This is a genomic window from Pseudomonas sp. D(2018) (assembly GCF_005502555.1).
Taxonomy (GTDB): Bacteria; Pseudomonadota; Gammaproteobacteria; order Pseudomonadales; family Pseudomonadaceae; genus Metapseudomonas; species Metapseudomonas resinovorans.
Map to the genome: position 1 here is coordinate 16,707 of NZ_SCOK01000002.1, position 16,872 is coordinate 33,578.

Annotated in this window: 13 protein-coding genes; 3 read left to right on the forward strand and 10 right to left on the reverse strand. The window is 65.3% G+C overall.

What is annotated here, in order from left to right; translation table 11 throughout:
* Positions 1 to 68: 68 nt before the first annotated feature.
* Positions 69 to 887 carry a zinc-dependent peptidase gene (locus FFS60_RS01750; protein WP_137820947.1) on the reverse strand — a complete coding sequence of 273 codons (819 nt, stop codon included), beginning with the start codon at positions 885 to 887 and terminating at the stop codon, positions 69 to 71.
* Between the two features lie 10 nt (positions 888 to 897).
* Entirely contained in the window at positions 898 to 1,557 is a 660-nt protein-coding gene (locus FFS60_RS01755; RefSeq protein WP_137820948.1) for a DedA family protein, read from the reverse strand.
* Between the two features lie 151 nt (positions 1,558 to 1,708).
* On the opposite strand from FFS60_RS01755, the gene FFS60_RS01760 reads away from it, so the two are divergent.
* Positions 1,709 to 3,295: a protein kinase gene (locus FFS60_RS01760; RefSeq protein WP_137820949.1), complete on the forward strand. Its 1,587-nt coding sequence runs from the start codon at positions 1,709 to 1,711 to the stop codon at positions 3,293 to 3,295.
* A gap of 41 nt (positions 3,296 to 3,336) precedes the next feature.
* On the opposite strand, the gene FFS60_RS01765 is transcribed toward FFS60_RS01760, so the two are convergent.
* The 4 genes from FFS60_RS01765 to eat form a co-directional block, all read right to left on the reverse strand.
* Positions 3,337 to 3,795, reverse strand: a complete 459-nt coding sequence (locus tag FFS60_RS01765) for an N-acetyltransferase (RefSeq protein ID WP_137820950.1) — start codon at positions 3,793 to 3,795, stop codon at positions 3,337 to 3,339.
* Between the two features lie 147 nt (positions 3,796 to 3,942).
* Positions 3,943 to 4,776 carry an ethanolamine ammonia-lyase subunit EutC gene (gene eutC / locus FFS60_RS01770; RefSeq protein WP_137820951.1) on the reverse strand — a complete coding sequence of 278 codons (834 nt, stop codon included), beginning with the start codon at positions 4,774 to 4,776 and terminating at the stop codon, positions 3,943 to 3,945.
* A gap of 16 nt (positions 4,777 to 4,792) precedes the next feature.
* Positions 4,793 to 6,187: an ethanolamine ammonia-lyase subunit EutB gene (locus tag FFS60_RS01775; RefSeq protein ID WP_137820952.1), complete on the reverse strand. Its 1,395-nt coding sequence runs from the start codon at positions 6,185 to 6,187 to the stop codon at positions 4,793 to 4,795.
* A gap of 132 nt (positions 6,188 to 6,319) precedes the next feature.
* A complete protein-coding gene (gene eat / locus FFS60_RS01780; RefSeq protein WP_137820953.1) occupies positions 6,320 to 7,687 on the reverse strand; it encodes an ethanolamine permease in 1,368 nt (455 codons plus the stop codon).
* Positions 7,688 to 7,972: 285 nt separating this feature from the next.
* Here eat and FFS60_RS01785 point away from each other — a divergent pair, with 285 nt between their 5' ends.
* A complete protein-coding gene (locus tag FFS60_RS01785; protein ID WP_137820954.1) occupies positions 7,973 to 9,025 on the forward strand; it encodes an AraC family transcriptional regulator in 1,053 nt (350 codons plus the stop codon).
* A gap of 143 nt (positions 9,026 to 9,168) precedes the next feature.
* Here FFS60_RS01785 and FFS60_RS01790 read toward each other — a convergent pair whose 3' ends face one another.
* Positions 9,169 to 10,689: an aldehyde dehydrogenase family protein gene (locus tag FFS60_RS01790; protein ID WP_137820955.1), complete on the reverse strand. Its 1,521-nt coding sequence runs from the start codon at positions 10,687 to 10,689 to the stop codon at positions 9,169 to 9,171.
* Positions 10,690 to 11,006: 317 nt separating this feature from the next.
* On the opposite strand from FFS60_RS01790, the gene FFS60_RS01795 reads away from it, so the two are divergent.
* Positions 11,007 to 12,908, forward strand: a complete 1,902-nt coding sequence (locus FFS60_RS01795) for a sigma-54-dependent Fis family transcriptional regulator (protein ID WP_137820956.1) — start codon at positions 11,007 to 11,009, stop codon at positions 12,906 to 12,908.
* Positions 12,909 to 13,146: 238 nt separating this feature from the next.
* Here the strand turns inward: FFS60_RS01795 and phnX are convergent, their stop codons facing one another.
* The 3 genes from phnX to FFS60_RS01810 all read right to left on the reverse strand — a co-directional run bounded on the left by phnX (position 13,147) and on the right by FFS60_RS01810 (position 16,798).
* On the reverse strand, positions 13,147 to 13,974 hold the full coding sequence (gene phnX, locus FFS60_RS01800; protein WP_137820957.1) for a phosphonoacetaldehyde hydrolase: 828 nt from the start codon (positions 13,972 to 13,974) through the stop codon (positions 13,147 to 13,149).
* 39 nt (positions 13,975 to 14,013) lie between these two features.
* On the reverse strand, positions 14,014 to 15,342 hold the full coding sequence (locus FFS60_RS01805) for an MFS transporter (RefSeq protein ID WP_137820958.1): 1,329 nt from the start codon (positions 15,340 to 15,342) through the stop codon (positions 14,014 to 14,016).
* 286 nt (positions 15,343 to 15,628) lie between these two features.
* Positions 15,629 to 16,798 carry a 2-aminoethylphosphonate--pyruvate transaminase gene (locus FFS60_RS01810; protein WP_137820959.1) on the reverse strand — a complete coding sequence of 390 codons (1,170 nt, stop codon included), beginning with the start codon at positions 16,796 to 16,798 and terminating at the stop codon, positions 15,629 to 15,631.
* Between the last annotated feature and the right edge of the window lie 74 nt (positions 16,799 to 16,872).

The window sequence follows — 16,872 nt, forward strand, 5'->3', positions numbered from 1 at the left end:
CTGGGGGTGGGCCAAAAAAGTGGGCGCGATTATAGGCATATTCCCAGGCCGATGCCACGCCGTTCTGCTTATCCATTGGTCGCGTCGCGATAGTCCGGATGGCCGTCTTGCAACCGTTTCAAGCGGCTCAGCGGGTCCTGGCGGTAGAAGGCCTGGAGCTGGCGGTAGACGGCCGGGAAGGCCTGGTCGAGGAGGTCTGGGGCGGTGAAGAAGTACTCGCTGGCGACGGCGAAGAATTCTGCCGGGTCTTCGGCTGCATAGGGGTCGATCGGCGTTTCGGCGTCGGGGTCGCGGTCGAGTTGGGCGTTCAGTGCGTCGTAGGCGGTCTGCATGGCCAGGGACCAGTCGGATTGACGCATGTCGCGGTGCAGTGGCGGCAGGCCGTTGGGGCTGCCATTGAGCATGTCGAGCTTGTGCGCCAGTTCGTGGATCACCAGGTTGTAGCCATCCCAGCCGCCGCTGGCCTGTACGCCGGGCCAGGCGAGGATGACCGGGCCGAACTGCCAGGATTCGCCGCTGCGTTCGTCCTCGTATTCGTGCTCAACACCAGCTGCGTCGCGGTGGCGCTGGGGACTGACGAAGTCGTCGGGGTAGAGCACCAGTTCGTGGAAGCCCTGGTACCAGTCGAGGTCCGGCAGGTGCAGCAGGGGCAGTTGGGCCAGGGCGGCGAGGGTCAGGCGGTCTTCGTGGGAGAGTTGCACGCCGGGCAGGGTGCTGATGTGTTTCTCGTGCAGGAAGAGCACGCTGCGTTCGCGCAGGCGCTGGTCTTCGGCATCGCCCAGGCCGTCGAGGATCGGCAGGCGCTGGCGCACGGTTGTCCACTGCTGCGGGGCGACCGGGTTACGGCTCAGGATGCGCCGACGGCGCCAGCTGCGATAGGACCACATGGTGCGGAGGTCAGCTCGATTGCCTGGCGCTCTTGCCGGCGGGGCGAAAGTGGCCCCGGGCGAAGCCGATCAGCATCGGCAGCAGGGACAGGCCGATGATGAAGACGATCATCAGCGACAGGTTCTGTTTGATGAAGGGCACGTTGCCGAAGAAGAAGCCGAGGGTCACCAGGCCGCCCACCCAGAGGAGGGTGCCCAGTACGCTGAAGGCGAGGAAGCGCGGATAGGGCATGCGGCCCACGCCGGCGACGAAGGGCGCGAAGGTCCGCACGATGGGCAGGAAGCGCGCCAGGGTCACGGTCTTGCCGCCATGGCGATCATAGAAATCATGGGTGCGCTGCAGGTAGTCGCGGCGGAAGATCTTCGAGTTCGGGTTGCTGAACAGCCGCTCTCCCGCGGTGCGCCCGATCAGGTAGTTGGTGCTGTCGCCGCTGATCGCCGCGATCATCAGCAAGCCGCCGAGCAGCCAGGGGTCCATGCCGCCGGTGGCGCACACGGCGCCTGCGATGAAGAGCAGGGAGTCGCCGGGCAGGAAGGGCATTACCACCAGGCCCGTCTCACAGAAGATGACCAGGAACAGGATGGCGTAGATCCAGGTTCCGTAGTTGGTGACCAGCAGGTTGAGGTATTGGTCCAGGTGGAGAATGAGGTCGATCGGGTTGAAATCCATGAGACGCCTTGTGAAGGACTGCGGCGGGTTGGGGCAGTGATTGACGCATTATAGGGGGAAGTCCCTTGGCCACGATGAGCTGATAGCCGAATGGTGAACGGCATAAAGGCTGCAACTGTTTCGATTGTTTTCCCGGATCAGGATGCTGCCGATGCCATTGCAGTTATTGGAACACCCCGCCGTGAGTCTGGCCCAGGGGCACGGTCTGGACCTGCCCAACCAGGCGGCCCGCGCCCGTGCGACCTGGGTGGCTGGGCGCCAGGGGCGTCCGCCGCTGTTGCTGGTGGCCCTGCTCTGGGGACGTTCGTGCACCAGTGTGGTGCAGTTGCTCGGCCAATACCTCGACGCTTTGTTCGCCGACTATGCGTGCACCCCCGAGGGGTGGAGCGAGACGCAGGCGGCACGGCAGGTGCTGGCGGCGCTCAACCTCCAGCTGTTTCGTCGGCGCCAGGCCGGTGAGCGTGTCCCGGAATTGAGTGCCGGCCTGCTGCTGGTGCAGGACGGCGAGGCGCACTTTCTGCAGGCAGGGGCGGTCGGCCTGGTGCACTTTCGGGGCGATCTGACTCAGGGCCTGGTTGGGCGGGATAACCCCTTGGGGGATCAGGCGGAGCTGGCGGTGATTCAACACAGTCTGCCGCTGACGCCGAATCAGCCCCTGCTGCTGGCTCCCCAGCCGCTGTTGGACGTTGCCGATCTGCGCGCCTTGAGGGAAGCCTGCAACAGCTTGCAACCCGGCCATCTGGGTGACCTCCTGGAGCCCCTTCTCAGTGCCCCCGGTGCTGCGGCCCTGGTCCTGCCGGGTGAGCCGCACAGCCTGCCGCCCGTGGCGTCGAGCACGCAGTGGCCGCGATTGGAAACTGCCGCGCCCGGGATGGAGGTGGATGGCTGGACTTTGCTCGCACACTGCGACTATGGCCCGCCAGGACGTCTGTTTCGCGCAGAAGAGGAAGGTCGAGAGGCGTTGCTCTGGTTGGCCGACGAAGATGCCGACGAAGCCTTCTGGCAGCGCGAGTGGGTGCTGCGTCGCAGCCCGGTGGCGACCTTGCCTCAGGTGCTGTCACCGCGTCAGGGGCGCCAGCATGCCTTCCTGCTGTTCGCCCTGCCGCCGGCTGGCGCGCAGAGTCTGGCGCGCAGGCGAGAGGGCCGCACGCCCCTGGATGCGAAATCCACCCTGGCCATTGTGGTGCAACTGATCGAGGCGGTTCGCTCGCTACAGCGCCGCGGCATGTTGGGGCTCTGGCTGAATCCCCGGCAAATACTGCTGGATGAACATGGCCGGTTGCTGTTGTTGCCGGAGTTCGCCGCCATCCTCCCTGGCGTCACCCGGCAGCCCGTACCGCCGCAAGCCGTGCCTCTGGCACCGGAGCTGCGCCATGGTCGCGCCCTGGACGGTAGCGCAGACCAGTTCGCCCTGGCGGCGCTGGTCTATTGGTTGCTCAGTGGACAATGGCCCGAGGCGACACGGCCTGAAGGGGGACAGGCCAGCCGCTATGTGCCCCTGGTGGGCCGCGTGCGAGGGGTTCCCGCCGGTTGGGATGGTGTGCTGGCCAAGGCTCTGGCGCCGCAGCCAAGGGCACGCTTCGAGGCGCTGTCGGAGTTCCAGTTGGCCCTGGAACGTCTGCTGGATCAGTCGCTCAGGCACAAACCGGTGCCCCGGTTCAACCGAACGCGACGCGTGGCGCTGGCGGTGCTGGTCGGGCTCCCGGTATTGCTGGGGCTCTGGATGGGGCTGGGCTAGGGGGGAAGAGCCCGCCTCGTTGGCCGGGCTCGTACAGCAGTTCAGTCGCTGTTGATTGGCAGGATGTAGCTCTTGAACTCGGTGTCTTCGTGAAAACCGATGGACTCGTACACCTTGTGCGCCACCTCGTTGCTCACGCTGGTGGACACGCGCATGCGCACGGCGTTGGTTTCCCGCGCCATCTTCTTCGCGGTCTGCAGCAGGCGGTCGGCCACCAGTTGGCGGCGGGCGTCTTCGGCGACGTAGATGTCGTTGAGGATCCAAACACGCTTCAGGGACAGCGAAGAGAAGCTCGGGTAGAGCTGGCAGAAGCCCAGCAGGCGAGTGTCGTCGTCATCCGGAAAGGCCAGATAGATCACCGATTCCTTGCGGCTCAGGCGTTTCTCCAGGAACTTTCTCGAGGACTCCGGGAACGGCAGTTCACCATAGAACTCACGGTACTTCACGAACAGCGGAGTAAGCAGGTCCAGGTGCTCCAGGGTGGCTTGGACGATGCGCATGATGGGCCTCGGTATCTGTGGATGGACGTGATTGGCGATGCAGATGCTGTGCCAGCCAAGGATGTCGATGCTGCACCAGAATTTGTGGAAAGCGCAATCCAAGCAAGCGTTTGACTGGTAGATCCGCGCCCCCGGGGAAGCGCGGGCTCAGTGGTGGTCGGTGGCCAGCAGGAAGTTGCCGGCCAGGGTGCGGTCCGGCTCGCCGGAAAGGCTGGGTACTTCGGCCTCGTCCTTCAGGTTCACCCCGGACAACTGGCGGCGACAGGCCTCGCGCATCAGGTAGAGCAGGCGGTGGGCGGCCATGCCGTAGCTGAGGCCCTCCAGGCGCACGTTGGAGATGCAGTTGCGGTAGGCATCGGTCAGGCCGACCCGTGGTGCCCAGGTGAAGTACAGGCCGAGGCTGTCCGGTGAGCTGAGACCGGGGCGCTCGCCGATGAGGATCACCACCATCTTCGCCCCCAGCAGTTCGCCCACTTCATCGGCCACTGCCACGCGGCCCTGCTGCACGAGGACGACGGGCGAGAGCGACCAGCCTTCGGCCGAGGTCTGTTCCTCCATGCGCTCCAGGAAGGGCAGGCTGTGGCGTTGTACGGCCAGGGCGGAGAGGCCGTCCGCCACCACCACGGCCAGGTCGTAGCCTCCGGGATTGGCCTGGGCGTGCTGCAGCAATGTTTCCCGCGAGGTGGCATCCAGGCGCCGGCCAAGGTCCGGGCGTTGCAGGTAGGTGTCGCGGTCCGCCGCGGCGCTGTGCAGCAGGAGCGTTTCGCGGCCGCGTTCGGCCAGTGAACCGGCAAGTCCTGCATGGTCGAACGGCAGGTGCACGGCGTCCCGCGCCTGGGCGTGGGCGTACTGGAAGTTCAGCTGGGCGTTGGTGGGCAGGCTGATACCGGCGCGTCCCAGGGCGATGCGCGCCGGGGTCAGGCGGCGCAGTTCTTCCCAGGGGTTGGTGGTGTGTCCGGAGGTGGGGCGTGGCGTCTTCATCCGTCTCTCCTCGGGTTCAGGCCAGTCGTGCGATGGCCTGGCGGAAGGCCGGCGGAAGTTGGTCGCCGAGCACGACCCGGCCGTCGTTCTGCACCAGGATACCCATGCGCTCCAGCCAGAGCTCGAACTCGGGCGCTGGCTTCAGGCCCAGGCTCTGGCGGGCGTAAAGCGCGTCATGGAAGGAGGTGGTCTGATAGTTGAGCATCACGTCGTCTGAGCCGGGGATGCCCATGATGAAGTTGATGCCGGCCACGCCCAGCAGGGTCAGCAGGGTATCCATGTCGTCCTGGTCGGCTTCGGCATGGTTGGTGTAGCAGATGTCGCAGCCCATGGGCACGCCGAGCAGCTTGGCGCAGAAGTGGTCTTCCAGGCCGGCGCGGATGATCTGCTTGCCGTTGTAGAGGTACTCCGGGCCGATGAAGCCGACGACCGTATTCACCAGGAAGGGATTGAAGTGCCGGGCCACGGCGTAGGCGCGGGTTTCGCAGGTCTGCTGGTCGACACCGTGGTGGGCGTTGGCCGAGAGCGCGCTGCCCTGGCCGGTCTCGAAATACATCAGGTTGTTGCCCAGGGTACCGCGCTTCTGCGACAGGCCGGCTTCGTAACCTTCCTGAAGGATTGCCAGGCTGATGCCGAAACTGGCGTTGGCCGCTTCAGTGCCGGCAATGGACTGGAACACCAGGTCCAGCGGCACGCCGCGCTCGATGGCGGCGATGGAGGTGGTGACGTGGGTCAGCACGCAGGCCTGGGTGGGAATCTCGTAGCGCTGGATGATGGCGTCGAGCATTTCCAGCATGGCGCAGATCGAAGAAATGCTGTCGGTGGCCGGGTTGATGCCGAGCATGGCATCCCCGTTACCGTAGAGCAGGCCATCGAGGATGCTCGCGGCGATGCCGGCGGGCTCGTCCGTGGGATGGTTGGGCTGCAGGCGGGTGGAGAGCCGGCCGCGCAGGCCCATGGTGTTGCGGAAGCGGGTGATGACGCGGATTTTCTGCGCCACCAGCACCAGGTCCTGCACGCGCATGATCTTCGATACGGCAGCGGCCATTTCCGGCGTCAGGCCCTTGGCCAGGGCGCGCAGGCTGGCTTCGTCGGCGTGTTCGCTGAGCAGCCAGTCACGGAAGCCGCCCACGGTCAGGTGGCTGACCGGGTCGAAGGCTGCACGGTCGTGACTGTCGATGATCAGGCGGGTGACTTCATCTTCCTCGTAAGGAATCAGCGCCTCGTCGAGGAAGTGCTTGAGGGGGATATCCGCCAGGGCCATCTGCGCGGCGACACGTTCGCCATCGCTGGTGGCGGCGACACCGGCCAGGTAGTCGCCGGAGCGCGCCGGGCTGGCCTTGGCCATCACCTCCTTTAGGCTGTCGAAACGCCAGGTCTCGCCGCCGACGCTGTGGGAAAAACTGGCCATCTGTGCCTCCGTCCTTCTGGTGAACGTGGATCGGCGATCAGGTTAGCCCGGATGCAGTCCGGGGAATTCAACGCTCCCGGATTTCATCCGGGCTACGAACACCCCACCGCCTGGCGGTGGGGTGGGAAGGCCTCAGGCACCGTTCAGCAGGGCATCGGCCGGTGCGCTGGCGCGATGATGCGCGGTGAGCTGGAAGTAGATGTACCCGACAATCATGAAGGCAAGAAAGATGCCGCCGATCAGCGTATTGAACCAGGCCATCGCCAACAGGCAAACCACCGCCAGTACCAGGGCAATGGCGGGCACCACCGGGTAGCCCGGGGCGCGGAAGGTGCGCTCCAGGTGCGGCTCGGTTTTGCGCAGTTTGAACAGGCTGAGCATGCTGATGATGTACATGACGATGGCGCCGAACACGCTCATGGTGATCATCGCTGCGGTCAGGGTCATGCCCTGCAGGTTTACCAGGCCGTCGCTGTAGATAGCGGCGATGCCGATCACGCCGCCAGCGAGGATGGCGCGATGAGGCGTCTGGAAGCGCGACAGCTTGGCCAGGCCACGCGGCAGGTAGCCGGCGCGGGCCAGCGCGAAGAACTGCCGCGAGTAGCCGAGGATGATGCCGTGGAAGCTGGCCACCAGGCCGAACAGGCCGATCCACACCAGCATGTGCATCCAGGTGGAGTCATTGCCTACCACCGCCTTCATGGCCTGCGGCAGCGGATCGTTGATGTTCGACAGCTCGCGCCAGTCGCCCACGCCGCCGGCCATGATCATCACGCCGATGGCGAGGAACACCAGGGTCAGGATGCCGGCGATGTAGGCGCGCGGGATGGTGCGTTTCGGGTCCTTGGCTTCCTCCGCCGCCATGGCCGCGCCCTCGATGGCGAGGAAGAACCAGATGGCGAAGGGAATGGCCGCGAAGATGCCCGAGATGGCGTGGCTGCCGAACTCATTGGTGCCCGCCCAGCCATTGACCACGAAGTTGCTGAAGCTGAAGCCCGGTGCGACGACGCCCATGAACACCAGCAGCTCGGCTACCGCCAGTACGGTGACCACCAGTTCGAAGGTGGCGGCAATGCTGACGCCGAGGATGTTCAGGGTCATGAAGATGAGGTACGCCCCAACGGCTGCGTGCTTCGGGTCGAGCTCGGGGTACTGCACGTTGAGGTAGGCGCCGATGGCCATGGCAATGGCCGGTGGGGCGAAGACGAACTCGATCAGTGTGGCGATGCCGGCGATCAATCCCCCCTTCTCACCGAACGCGCGGCGGCTGTAGGCGAAGGGACCGCCCGCGTGGGGAATGGCGGTGGTCAGCTCGGTGAAGCTGAAGATGAAGCAGGTGTACATGGTGGCTACCATCAGCGCGGTGATCAGGAACCCGAGGGTGCCCGCCGCGCCCCAGCCATAGCTCCAGCCGAAGTATTCACCGGAGATCACCAGGCCGACGGCGATGCCCCAGAGGTGCAAGGTGCCGAGCGTTGGTTTTAGTTGTGTTGTGCTCATTGGGACTCCTCGCCCCAGGGGGCGGTGTTGGTGGATGACCTGACGCGATCTTATCCAGCGACCCTGCCCAGGACTTGACCGTGGAAGGCCGTGTGCCACCTGTGCGGTCAAGTCGTGCAGCACTGTTACCCATCGCCCCAGAAACCGTGCCCCGACACGGGGCGATCAGGTGCCAGATGCCCGGAAATGGCTCGCGAAGGCCGCCTGGGAGGGCTTGCATTGGGGTAATGGCAAGGGCATGGGTTTTGCTTGTTTGTCCGTTCAAAAAAGAATCGGTGGACCGTGATGAATCCATCCCTGTTTTCCAGTGCCAGCCTGCAGGCACCCGCCGCGAGCAACGTCGGCGTGCTTTCGGCTGCCGCCAGTGGTCTCGACCGCTTCATCACCGGGCAGGGCGGTGATCTGGACCGTATCTTCGGCCGTGCCGGCATCGACCCCGAGCAACTGTTGCACCCGACCCTCAGCCTGGCGCTGACCAATTACTGCCAGGTGCTGGAAGTGGCTGCGCGACAGTCCGGCTGCGACAACTTCGGGCTGCGTTATGGCCAGCAGTTCCAGCCCCGCGACCTGGGGCTGCTGGGCTATGTCGGGCTGTTTTCGAACACCCTGGAAGAGGCGCTGAAGAACTTCGCCGCCGCCTTCCCCTATCACCAGCACAGCACCCTGATCCGCCTGGTGGATTGTGGCGAGTGTTATCGCTTCGATTACCAGGTGCGCCACGGCGCGATTCTCGATCGCCGCCAGGATGCCGAGCTGACCATGGGCATGGCGCTCAACCTGGTCCGCCATGCACTGGGCCGCGACTGGGCGCCGCGCGCCGTGGCCTTCGAGCATGCCCGGCCGGAGGGCTGGCAGGAACACAGCCAGGCATTCGGTGCGCCGGTGCAGTTCGGCCGGCCCTGTAACTTCCTGCTGGTGCCCAAGGGTGATGTGCAGGGCAAGCTCATGCCCGAGCGCGATCCCAACCTGCTGTTCCTGTTCCAGGATGTGATCCGCAGGCTGGGTGAGCAGGGCGTGGGGCCGAACTTGCTGGAGGAGGCAGGTACCCAGATTCGACTGGCGCTGGCGCTGGGAGAGCCCAGCCTGGAGCAGATTGCCGAGCGCCTCGAGCTGACCCCGGCGGGCTTGCAGCGGCGCCTGCGCGAAGAGGGGCTGAGCTTCAGCCAACTGGTGGAACAGACCCGCCGCGAGCTGGCGCTGCATTACCTGCGTCAACGCCAGCGGCCGATCTCCGAGCTGGCGCCTTTGCTCGGTTATTCCGAAACGAGCGCCTTCTCCCGCGCCTTCCGACGCTGGTTCGGTGTGAGCCCAAGGCAGTGGCGGGGGGATGAGCGCTGAGGGTTGGGGAAACGCACAATGTGTAGGGTGGGCTTCAGCCCACGCTGATTTCCGATGGTGGGCTGAAGCCCACCCTACGCGAACTACGGGGATGGGAAAGAAAAAACGCGGCAAGGCCGCGTTTTTTCATGGGGTGCCGGGGATCAGAAGAAGCCCAGCGGGTTGATGTCGTAGCTCACCAGCAGGTTCTTGGTCTGCTGGTAGTGGTCGAGCATCATCTTGTGGGTTTCACGGCCGACGCCGGACTTCTTGTAGCCACCGAACGCGGCGTGGGCCGGGTACAGGTGGTAGCAGTTGGTCCATACACGGCCGGCCTTGATGCCGCGACCCATGCGGTAGGCGCGGTTGATGTCGCGGGTCCAGAGACCGGCGCCCAGGCCGAACTCGGTGTCGTTGGCAATCGCCAGGGCTTCGGCTTCGTCCTTGAAGGTGGTGACACCCACCACCGGGCCGAAGATTTCTTCCTGGAACACACGCATCTTGTTGTTGCCTTTCAGCAGCGTCGGCTGGATGTAGTAGCCGGTGGACAGGTTGCCTTCCAGCTTCTCCACGGAGCCGCCGGTGAGTATTTCCGCGCCCTCCTGCTGGGCGATGTCGAGGTAGGAGAGGATCTTCTCGAACTGTTGCTGGGACGCTTGGGCGCCGACCATGGTGTCGGTGTCCAGCGGGTCGCCGCGCTTGATGGCGTTGACCTTCTTCATCACCTCGGCCATGAACGCCGGGTAGATGGATTCCTGCACCAGTGCGCGGGATGGGCAGGTGCAGACTTCGCCCTGGTTGAAGAAGGCCAGCACCAGGCCTTCGGCCGCCTTCTCGATGAAGGCCGGTTCGGCCTGCATGATGTCTTCGAAGTAGATGTTCGGGCTCTTGCCGCCCAGCTCCACGGTGGACGGAATGATGTTCTCCGCCGCGCATTTGAGGATGTGCGAGCCCACCGGGGTGGAGCCGGTGAAGGCGATCTTGGCGATGCGCTTGCTGGTGGCCAGGGCTTCGCCCGCTTCCTTGCCGAAGCCTTGCACCACGTTGAGCACGCCGGCTGGCAGCAGGTCGCCGATGAGCTCCATCAGCACGGAAATGCCCAGCGGCGTCTGCTCGGCGGGCTTGAGCACCACGCAGTTGCCGGCGGCCAGCGCCGGGGCCAGCTTCCAGGCGGCCATCAGCAGCGGGAAGTTCCACGGGATGATCTGCCCGACCACGCCCAGCGGCTCGTGGATGTGATAGGCAACGGTGTTTTCGTTGATCTCGGCGGCGCCGCCTTCCTGGGCGCGGATGCAGCCCGCGAAGTAGCGGAAGTGGTCGACGGCGAGCGGGATGTCGGCGTTCAGGGTTTCACGGACCGGCTTGCCATTGTCCCAGGTCTCGGTCACGGCCAGGACTTCCAGGTTCTGCTCGATGCGGTCGGCGATCTTCAACAGGACGTTCGAGCGGTCCTGCACTGACGTGCGACCCCAGGCATCGGCGGCAGCGTGGGCGGCGTCCAGGGCTTTTTCGATGTCTTCGGCAGTGGAGCGAGGGAATTCGGCGATCGGCTGGCCATTCACAGGCGAGGTATTGGTGAAGTACTGGCCTTTGACCGGGGCGACGAACTCGCCACCGATGAAGTTGCCGTAGCGGGACTTGAAGGAAACGACAGCGCCGGGGGTACCGGGTTGGGCGTAACGCATGGTGTTTCTCCTGTCTCTTGTTGTAGTGGCTAAGACGCGGTTGGCGTTTGTCTCTACTGGAGCAAGGGCTGGGCCAGAGTGCTGGAAATGCCGTTACAGAGCGGTTCGTGTGTGGGTCTGTACAGGCGCAAGGGGGCGGATGTGGCAGGCCCGGTACAACTGAGAGTGACACTTTGTCACGCATCTGGCACAGCAGGTGACCAGCGGGTCAGGGGGCCATTGCAATGGCTTCTACGCTGGAGGATGCTGCGTCGACGCGGGTGCCGTTACACGGCCAGGGCTGCCTCCCGGGAAGCCCGCACTGGAGAAGAACAACAATGCAGAATCCTCTCAGTCGTCACGCCCAACAGGTGATGACCCTGGCACAGGGGAAGGCGCAGGCCAGCGGGCCGGCCGCCGACCCCTCGATCGCTCGTTCCTGGCTGCGTTGCCTGGAGGACTACCACCTCGACCCGGCGCAGCCGGTCGCGCCCACGGTGCTTGAGCACGGGCGCATGCTGGAGTGCCGCGAGCGCATGCAGCAGGTGCTGGAGGTGGCCAATGGTGAGATGAACAACCTCTACCGGCAGCTCTCCGGTGCCGGCCATGCGGTGCTGCTCACCGATGCCCGCGGGGTGATCCTCAACTGCGTCACCGCCCATGCCGAACGGCCCAGCTTCGAGCGCGCCGGACTCTGGCTCGGCGCCGACTGGAGTGAAGCCAGCGAAGGCACCAACGGCATCGGCACCTGCGTAGTGGAACGCCAGGCGCTGACCATCCACCAGGACGAGCATTTCCGCAGCCGCCATACCGGCCTTACCTGTTCCGCCAGCCCGGTGTTCGACCCCCAGGGCGACCTGATGGCGGTGCTCGATGTGTCATCCGCGCGACACGATGTCTCGCGGCAGAGCCAGTTCCACACCATGGCGCTGGTCAACCTCTCGGCGAAGATGATCGAGAGTTGCTACTTCCTGCGCCGTTTCGAAGGCGAATGGTTGCTGCGCTTCCATTTGCAGGCCGAGTACATCGGCCTGTTCAGCGAAGGCCTGCTGGCCTTCGACGGGGAAGGGCGCATCAGCGCGGTGAACCAGAGCGCGATCAACCTGCTGGGCTCCCCGCGCGAGCGCCTGATCGGCCAACCGGTGGAAGCCTTCTTCGATTGCCGTCTCGACGACCTGCTCGGCCGCGCCACACCGCAGCCGGCCACCAGTTGGCCGCTGCGTACACGCAATGGCCGTGCCCTGTTTGCCGCCTTGCGCGGCCAGCCGCGCAGCGTTCCGCAACCCGTTCCGCTGGAGCTGCCGAAGCCGGCGCGGCCGGGCATCTGCCTGGGCGACGCGGCGCTGCAGAACGACTTCCGCCGTGCATTGCGTGTGTACGAGCGCGATGTGCCGCTGCTGATCAATGGCGAAACCGGCTCCGGCAAGGAGGCCTTCGCCCGTGCCTTGCACCAGGCCAGCTCCCGTGCCGAGCGACCCTTCGTCGCGCTGAATTGCGCGGCCATCCCGGAAACCCTGATCGAGAGCGAACTGTTCGGCTATCGCGGCGGCAGCTTCACCGGCGCGCGCAAGGAAGGCATGCGCGGCAAGCTGCAGCAGGCCGATGGCGGCACCCTGTTCCTCGACGAGATCGGCGACATGCCGCTGGCCCTGCAGACCCGTCTGCTGCGGGTGTTGGAAGAGCGCCTGGTGGTGCCCATCGGCGGCGAGCCCCAGGCCGTGGACGTGCGCATCATCAGCGCCACCCACCGCGAGCTGGAGGCACGGGTGCAGAGTGGTGGTTTCCGCGAGGACCTGTTCTATCGCCTCAACGGCCTGGTTCTCGACCTGCCGCCCCTGCGTGAACGCAGCGACAAGCCGGAACTGCTGCATTACCTGCTGGCGGAAGAGGCGCGCGGCACGCGCGTCGCGCTCACTGAGGACGCACGTCAGACCTTGCTCGACTACCACTGGCCGGGCAACGTGCGGCAGATGCGCAACGTCCTGCGCACCCTGGCTGCGCTGTGCGAGGACGGCATCATTCGCCAGGGCGACCTGCCCCGAGACGTGCTGCGCGGAGTGCCCGCCTCCCCATCGCCCGAACCCCTCGCCAGCCCTCTGGACGACGCGGAACGCACGGCGCTGCTCAGCGCGCTGGACAGCCAGCGCTGGCACATGACCCGCACCGCCGAGCTGCTGGGCATCAGCCGCAATACCCTGTATCGCAAGCTGCGCAACCACGCCATCGCAACGCGGGGGTAGCGGGATGGGGGTTGTTCCATTGTGGGGGGTGATTTCAATCGCCAACCGGACCGTAGGGGCGGCCTTCGGACTTGCAGGGGATGCTGCGCATCCCTTGGCGAATGAATTCACCCCTACAGCCCAGTCGCCACCCGATGATTGAAAAGCCCGGCCCTCTTGCGAGGACCGGGCTTTTTCACAAGAGGTGCAGGCATCCTTGCCCGCCGGGGGAGGGGCCGACGGCTGACCCCGCTTCCACTCAGTTGGCCTGGGGCATCTCGCCGCGGGCCAGGCGTTTGTTGATGTCGTCGATCACGGCCGGCAGGTCGGCGATGGTGTCGATCAGGTAGTGCGGACGGGAGCCTTCGAACATCTGGCCGATGCGGGCGCGTTCCTGGTCCAGCTTGTCCGCTGGCAGGGCCTTGAACTGTTCGTAGGTCAGGCCGAGGGCGTTGCCCGAGCAGGTCAGGGCCACGGTCCACATGCCGGCGCTGCGGCCTTCGAGGATACCCGGCCAGGTGTCGTCCACCTTCACGCAGGCGGCGACGTCGTCGATGCCCAGGGCAATCACGTTGGCCAGGGCCTGGGCCGGGTGCGGGCGGCCGTTGGGCACTTCGTCGGTGGCGACCACATGGTCGGCGACGTAGCCGTTCTGGCGCGCCAGCTCCACCACCTTGCTCATGACCACGGCCGGGTAGCCGGAGCAGGAGCCGATCTTCAGGCCCTTCTCACGCAGGGTGGCGATGGCATCGAGGGCACCGGGGATCAGTGCCGAGTGCAGGGCGATCTTCTCGATCTGTAGCGGCATGAAGCGTTCGTAGATGGCGGTGACGTCGTCGTCCGTGGGCAGGCGGCCGAAGGCGGCGCGGTAGCGTTCGCCGATGGCCGGAATGTCGCACAGGGTGCGGATGTGGTCCCACTTGCCCATGCCCATCGGGCCGCGGGCTTCTTCCAGGGAGACGGCGACGCCGAACTCGGCGAAGGCCTCGACGAAGATCTGGGTCGGCGCGAAGGAGCCGAAGTCGACGACGGTACCGGCCCAGTCGAGGATCGCGGCTTTGAGTTGGGTGGGTTGCTTGTAATGCATGGTGATGACTCCAGCGGATTGCAGGTTGGCTAAGGGAATTCAGGTCTTGGCCCCGGCCAGGGCCGGTTGACCGGTGGCCGGGAAGCTTTCCGGCGCTTTCAGGGTTTGCGGGCGGCTGTTCCAGAAGGGCACCAGCATCAGGCTGGCCAGCAGTGCCGCAGCGGTGAACACGACGAACACGGTGGTGGTGTCGAAGTAGCCCGGCAGCAGGCCGCCGAGAATCGCGCCGATCGAACCGCAGCCGTTGACGAAGCCCGCCGCAGTGCCGGCGGCTTCCTGGGTGCCGAAGTCGATGGCGGCGGAGCTGCTGATCATTGAGTCCGGTCCGTAGAGGGTCATGCCCATCATGAACAGCAGGCCCACCACCAGGTACAGGCTGCCGCTCTGCATGGCCGGGACGAAGAGCGCCAGGCAGACGGTGAGGGCGATCAGGCTGAACACGCAGGCTGGCATGCGGCGGGCGCCGAAGAGTTTGTCCGAGGCGATGCCGATCAGGATCGGGCCCACCAGGCCGGCCAGTTCGAAGGCGGTAGGGACGATCGCCGAGGCCACCTTGCCAATCGACGGCATGCGTTCGTAGACGATCACCGGGCCCCACAGGAGGATGGCGTAGCGCGCGGGCTTGAGCAGGAAGTAAGCCAGGCCCAGGACCAGCACGGTGCGGTTCTTCATCACCTTGCGCAGGGCATTCCAGTGGCTTTCGCGAGGGCTGCTGCTGGTGGGTTCCACTTCAACCGGGGCGTGACCGACGTCTTCCGGCCGGTTGCGCTGCAGGAGGAAGAACAGCACGGCGACAACGCCGACCACCAGCGCACTGGAGAGGAATGCCATGCGCCAGTCGTGGAACACGTCGTAGGCCCACCAACCGGCGAAGGGCGTGGCCACCAGGCCGCCGAAGGCGTAGCAGGTGCTCCAGTAACCCAGCACGCGACCCCGCTCCTGGGTGGCGTAGAAACTGCCGATGTTCTTGCACAGCCCCGACCAGCCGGTGGATTGGGCCAGGCCCTGGACCAGCATGCAGGTGGCGAAGATCGGCAGGGTCGCGAAGGTGCCCATCACTACAGCGGCCAGGGCCGAGACGACCAGACCGCCGAGTACCACCACGCGGGGGCCGAAGCGGTCGGCGAAGATGCCCCAGGTGAATTGGCCCACGGCGTAGGCGGCCAGGTAGAGGGCGTCGAGGTTGGCCATCGCGGCCTTGTCGAGTTCGAAGCTTGGGTCTTCGCCAATGCCGAGCTTGGCGACGGAGAAGGCTTTGCGGGTGAAGTAGAAGGCGGCGTAAGCCAGCCAGGTGATGAGGAAGATCTGGACACGCCAGCGCTGGAGGGACTTCCAGCCGCTTTCGAAGGCACCTGCGTTGTTGTTCATGGTTCTGACCCCGTGTGGGTATGCCGGACAGTGCAAATAGGGAGGTTGTTGTTGTTTTCAGTACTGCTGGGCTGTCTTAACGCACGGCCTTGGTCAGATGGCAGCGGTCGTGGCGTCAGGCGGGTTGATGAAATTCGGCGCTAACTTTGGCTCCTGCCCGGCGCTGCCGAGCGGCTGGTTTACTACAGCGATGTTTCAGAAAAAGGTCACCGCACCACAGCCCCGCTACCCGCAGCGGGAACCGTCTCAGGACGATGGGTGACCTTGAATGGGTCTACCTGTCGACTCAGGCGACCGTTTGCTTCATGTCCACGCCCATGGCCTCAAGGGAGTCGGCGATAGCGCGCAGCAGCTGGCGCACGATGTGTTCGTCGATTTGCCCGATGCAGCCAATGCGGAAGCTCTCGGCCACGGTCAGCTTGCCCGGGTAGATGACGAAGCTGCGGGCCTTCAGTTCTTCGTAGAAGCGCTTGAACTCGAAGTTCGGGTGCTCCGGGCTGAAGAAGGTGGTGATGATCGGCGACAGCCACTGGTCTTCCAGTAGCGTCTTGAAGCCGATTTCACGCATGCCGGCTACCAGTACGTCGCGGTTGCGGCTGTAGCGCGCCAGGCGCCCTGGCACGCCACCTTCCGCGGCGTGCTGTTCCAGTGCGGCGCGGAAGGCCACCACGCTGTGGGTCGGCGGGGTGAAGCGCCACTGGCCGGTGCGCTCCATGTAGAGCCACTGCTCGTAGATATCCAGGGCCAGGGAGTGGGCGCGGCCCTTGGCGGCTTCCAGCACCGAGCGACGGATGATCACGAAGCCGAAGCCGGGGATGCCCTCGATGCATTTGTTGGCGGAAGACACCAGCACGTCGAAGGCGACTTCATTCACGGTCAACGGCACCGCACCGAAGGAGCTCATGGCGTCGACGATCAGGCTCTTGCCGTGGGCCTTCACCACATCGGCGACCGCACGCAGCGGGTTGAGGATGCCGGAGCTGGTTTCACAGTGGACCAAGAAGACGTTGGTGACGTCCGGGTTGGCCTTCAGCAGGGCGTCCACTTCATCCGGTTGCGGTGGCAGGTAGTCACCCTTGTCCAGGGTGATGTAGGCGCGGCCCAGATAGTCCAGGGTCTTGGCAGCGCGCTGGCCGTAGGCGCCGTTCATCAGGATCAGGCACTTGCCATCGCGGGGGATGGCGGTGGCCAGGGCGGCTTCCACCGAGAAACTGCCGCTGCCTTGCAGGGGGACGCAGGCGAAACTGTCGTCCTGCACGCCGGCCATGGAGAGCAGTTCCTGGCGCACTTCGGCGGTCACCAGGTTGAAGGCGCCATCCCACGAGCCCCAGTCGCGCAGCATGGCTTCCTTGGTGGCTTTGGACGTGGTGAGCGGGCCGGGAGTCAGCAGGTAGGGCTCGCCGAGGGCGGGGGATGCCAGCGGTTGGGCGTTGGTGGGGAATTCGGCTTTGGTCATGGTCGTCTCCAGCGTTGTTCTGGTGAGGGCGCGTTGCGATGGAGAGATAAAACCAATTCCTCAAAAATAAATAA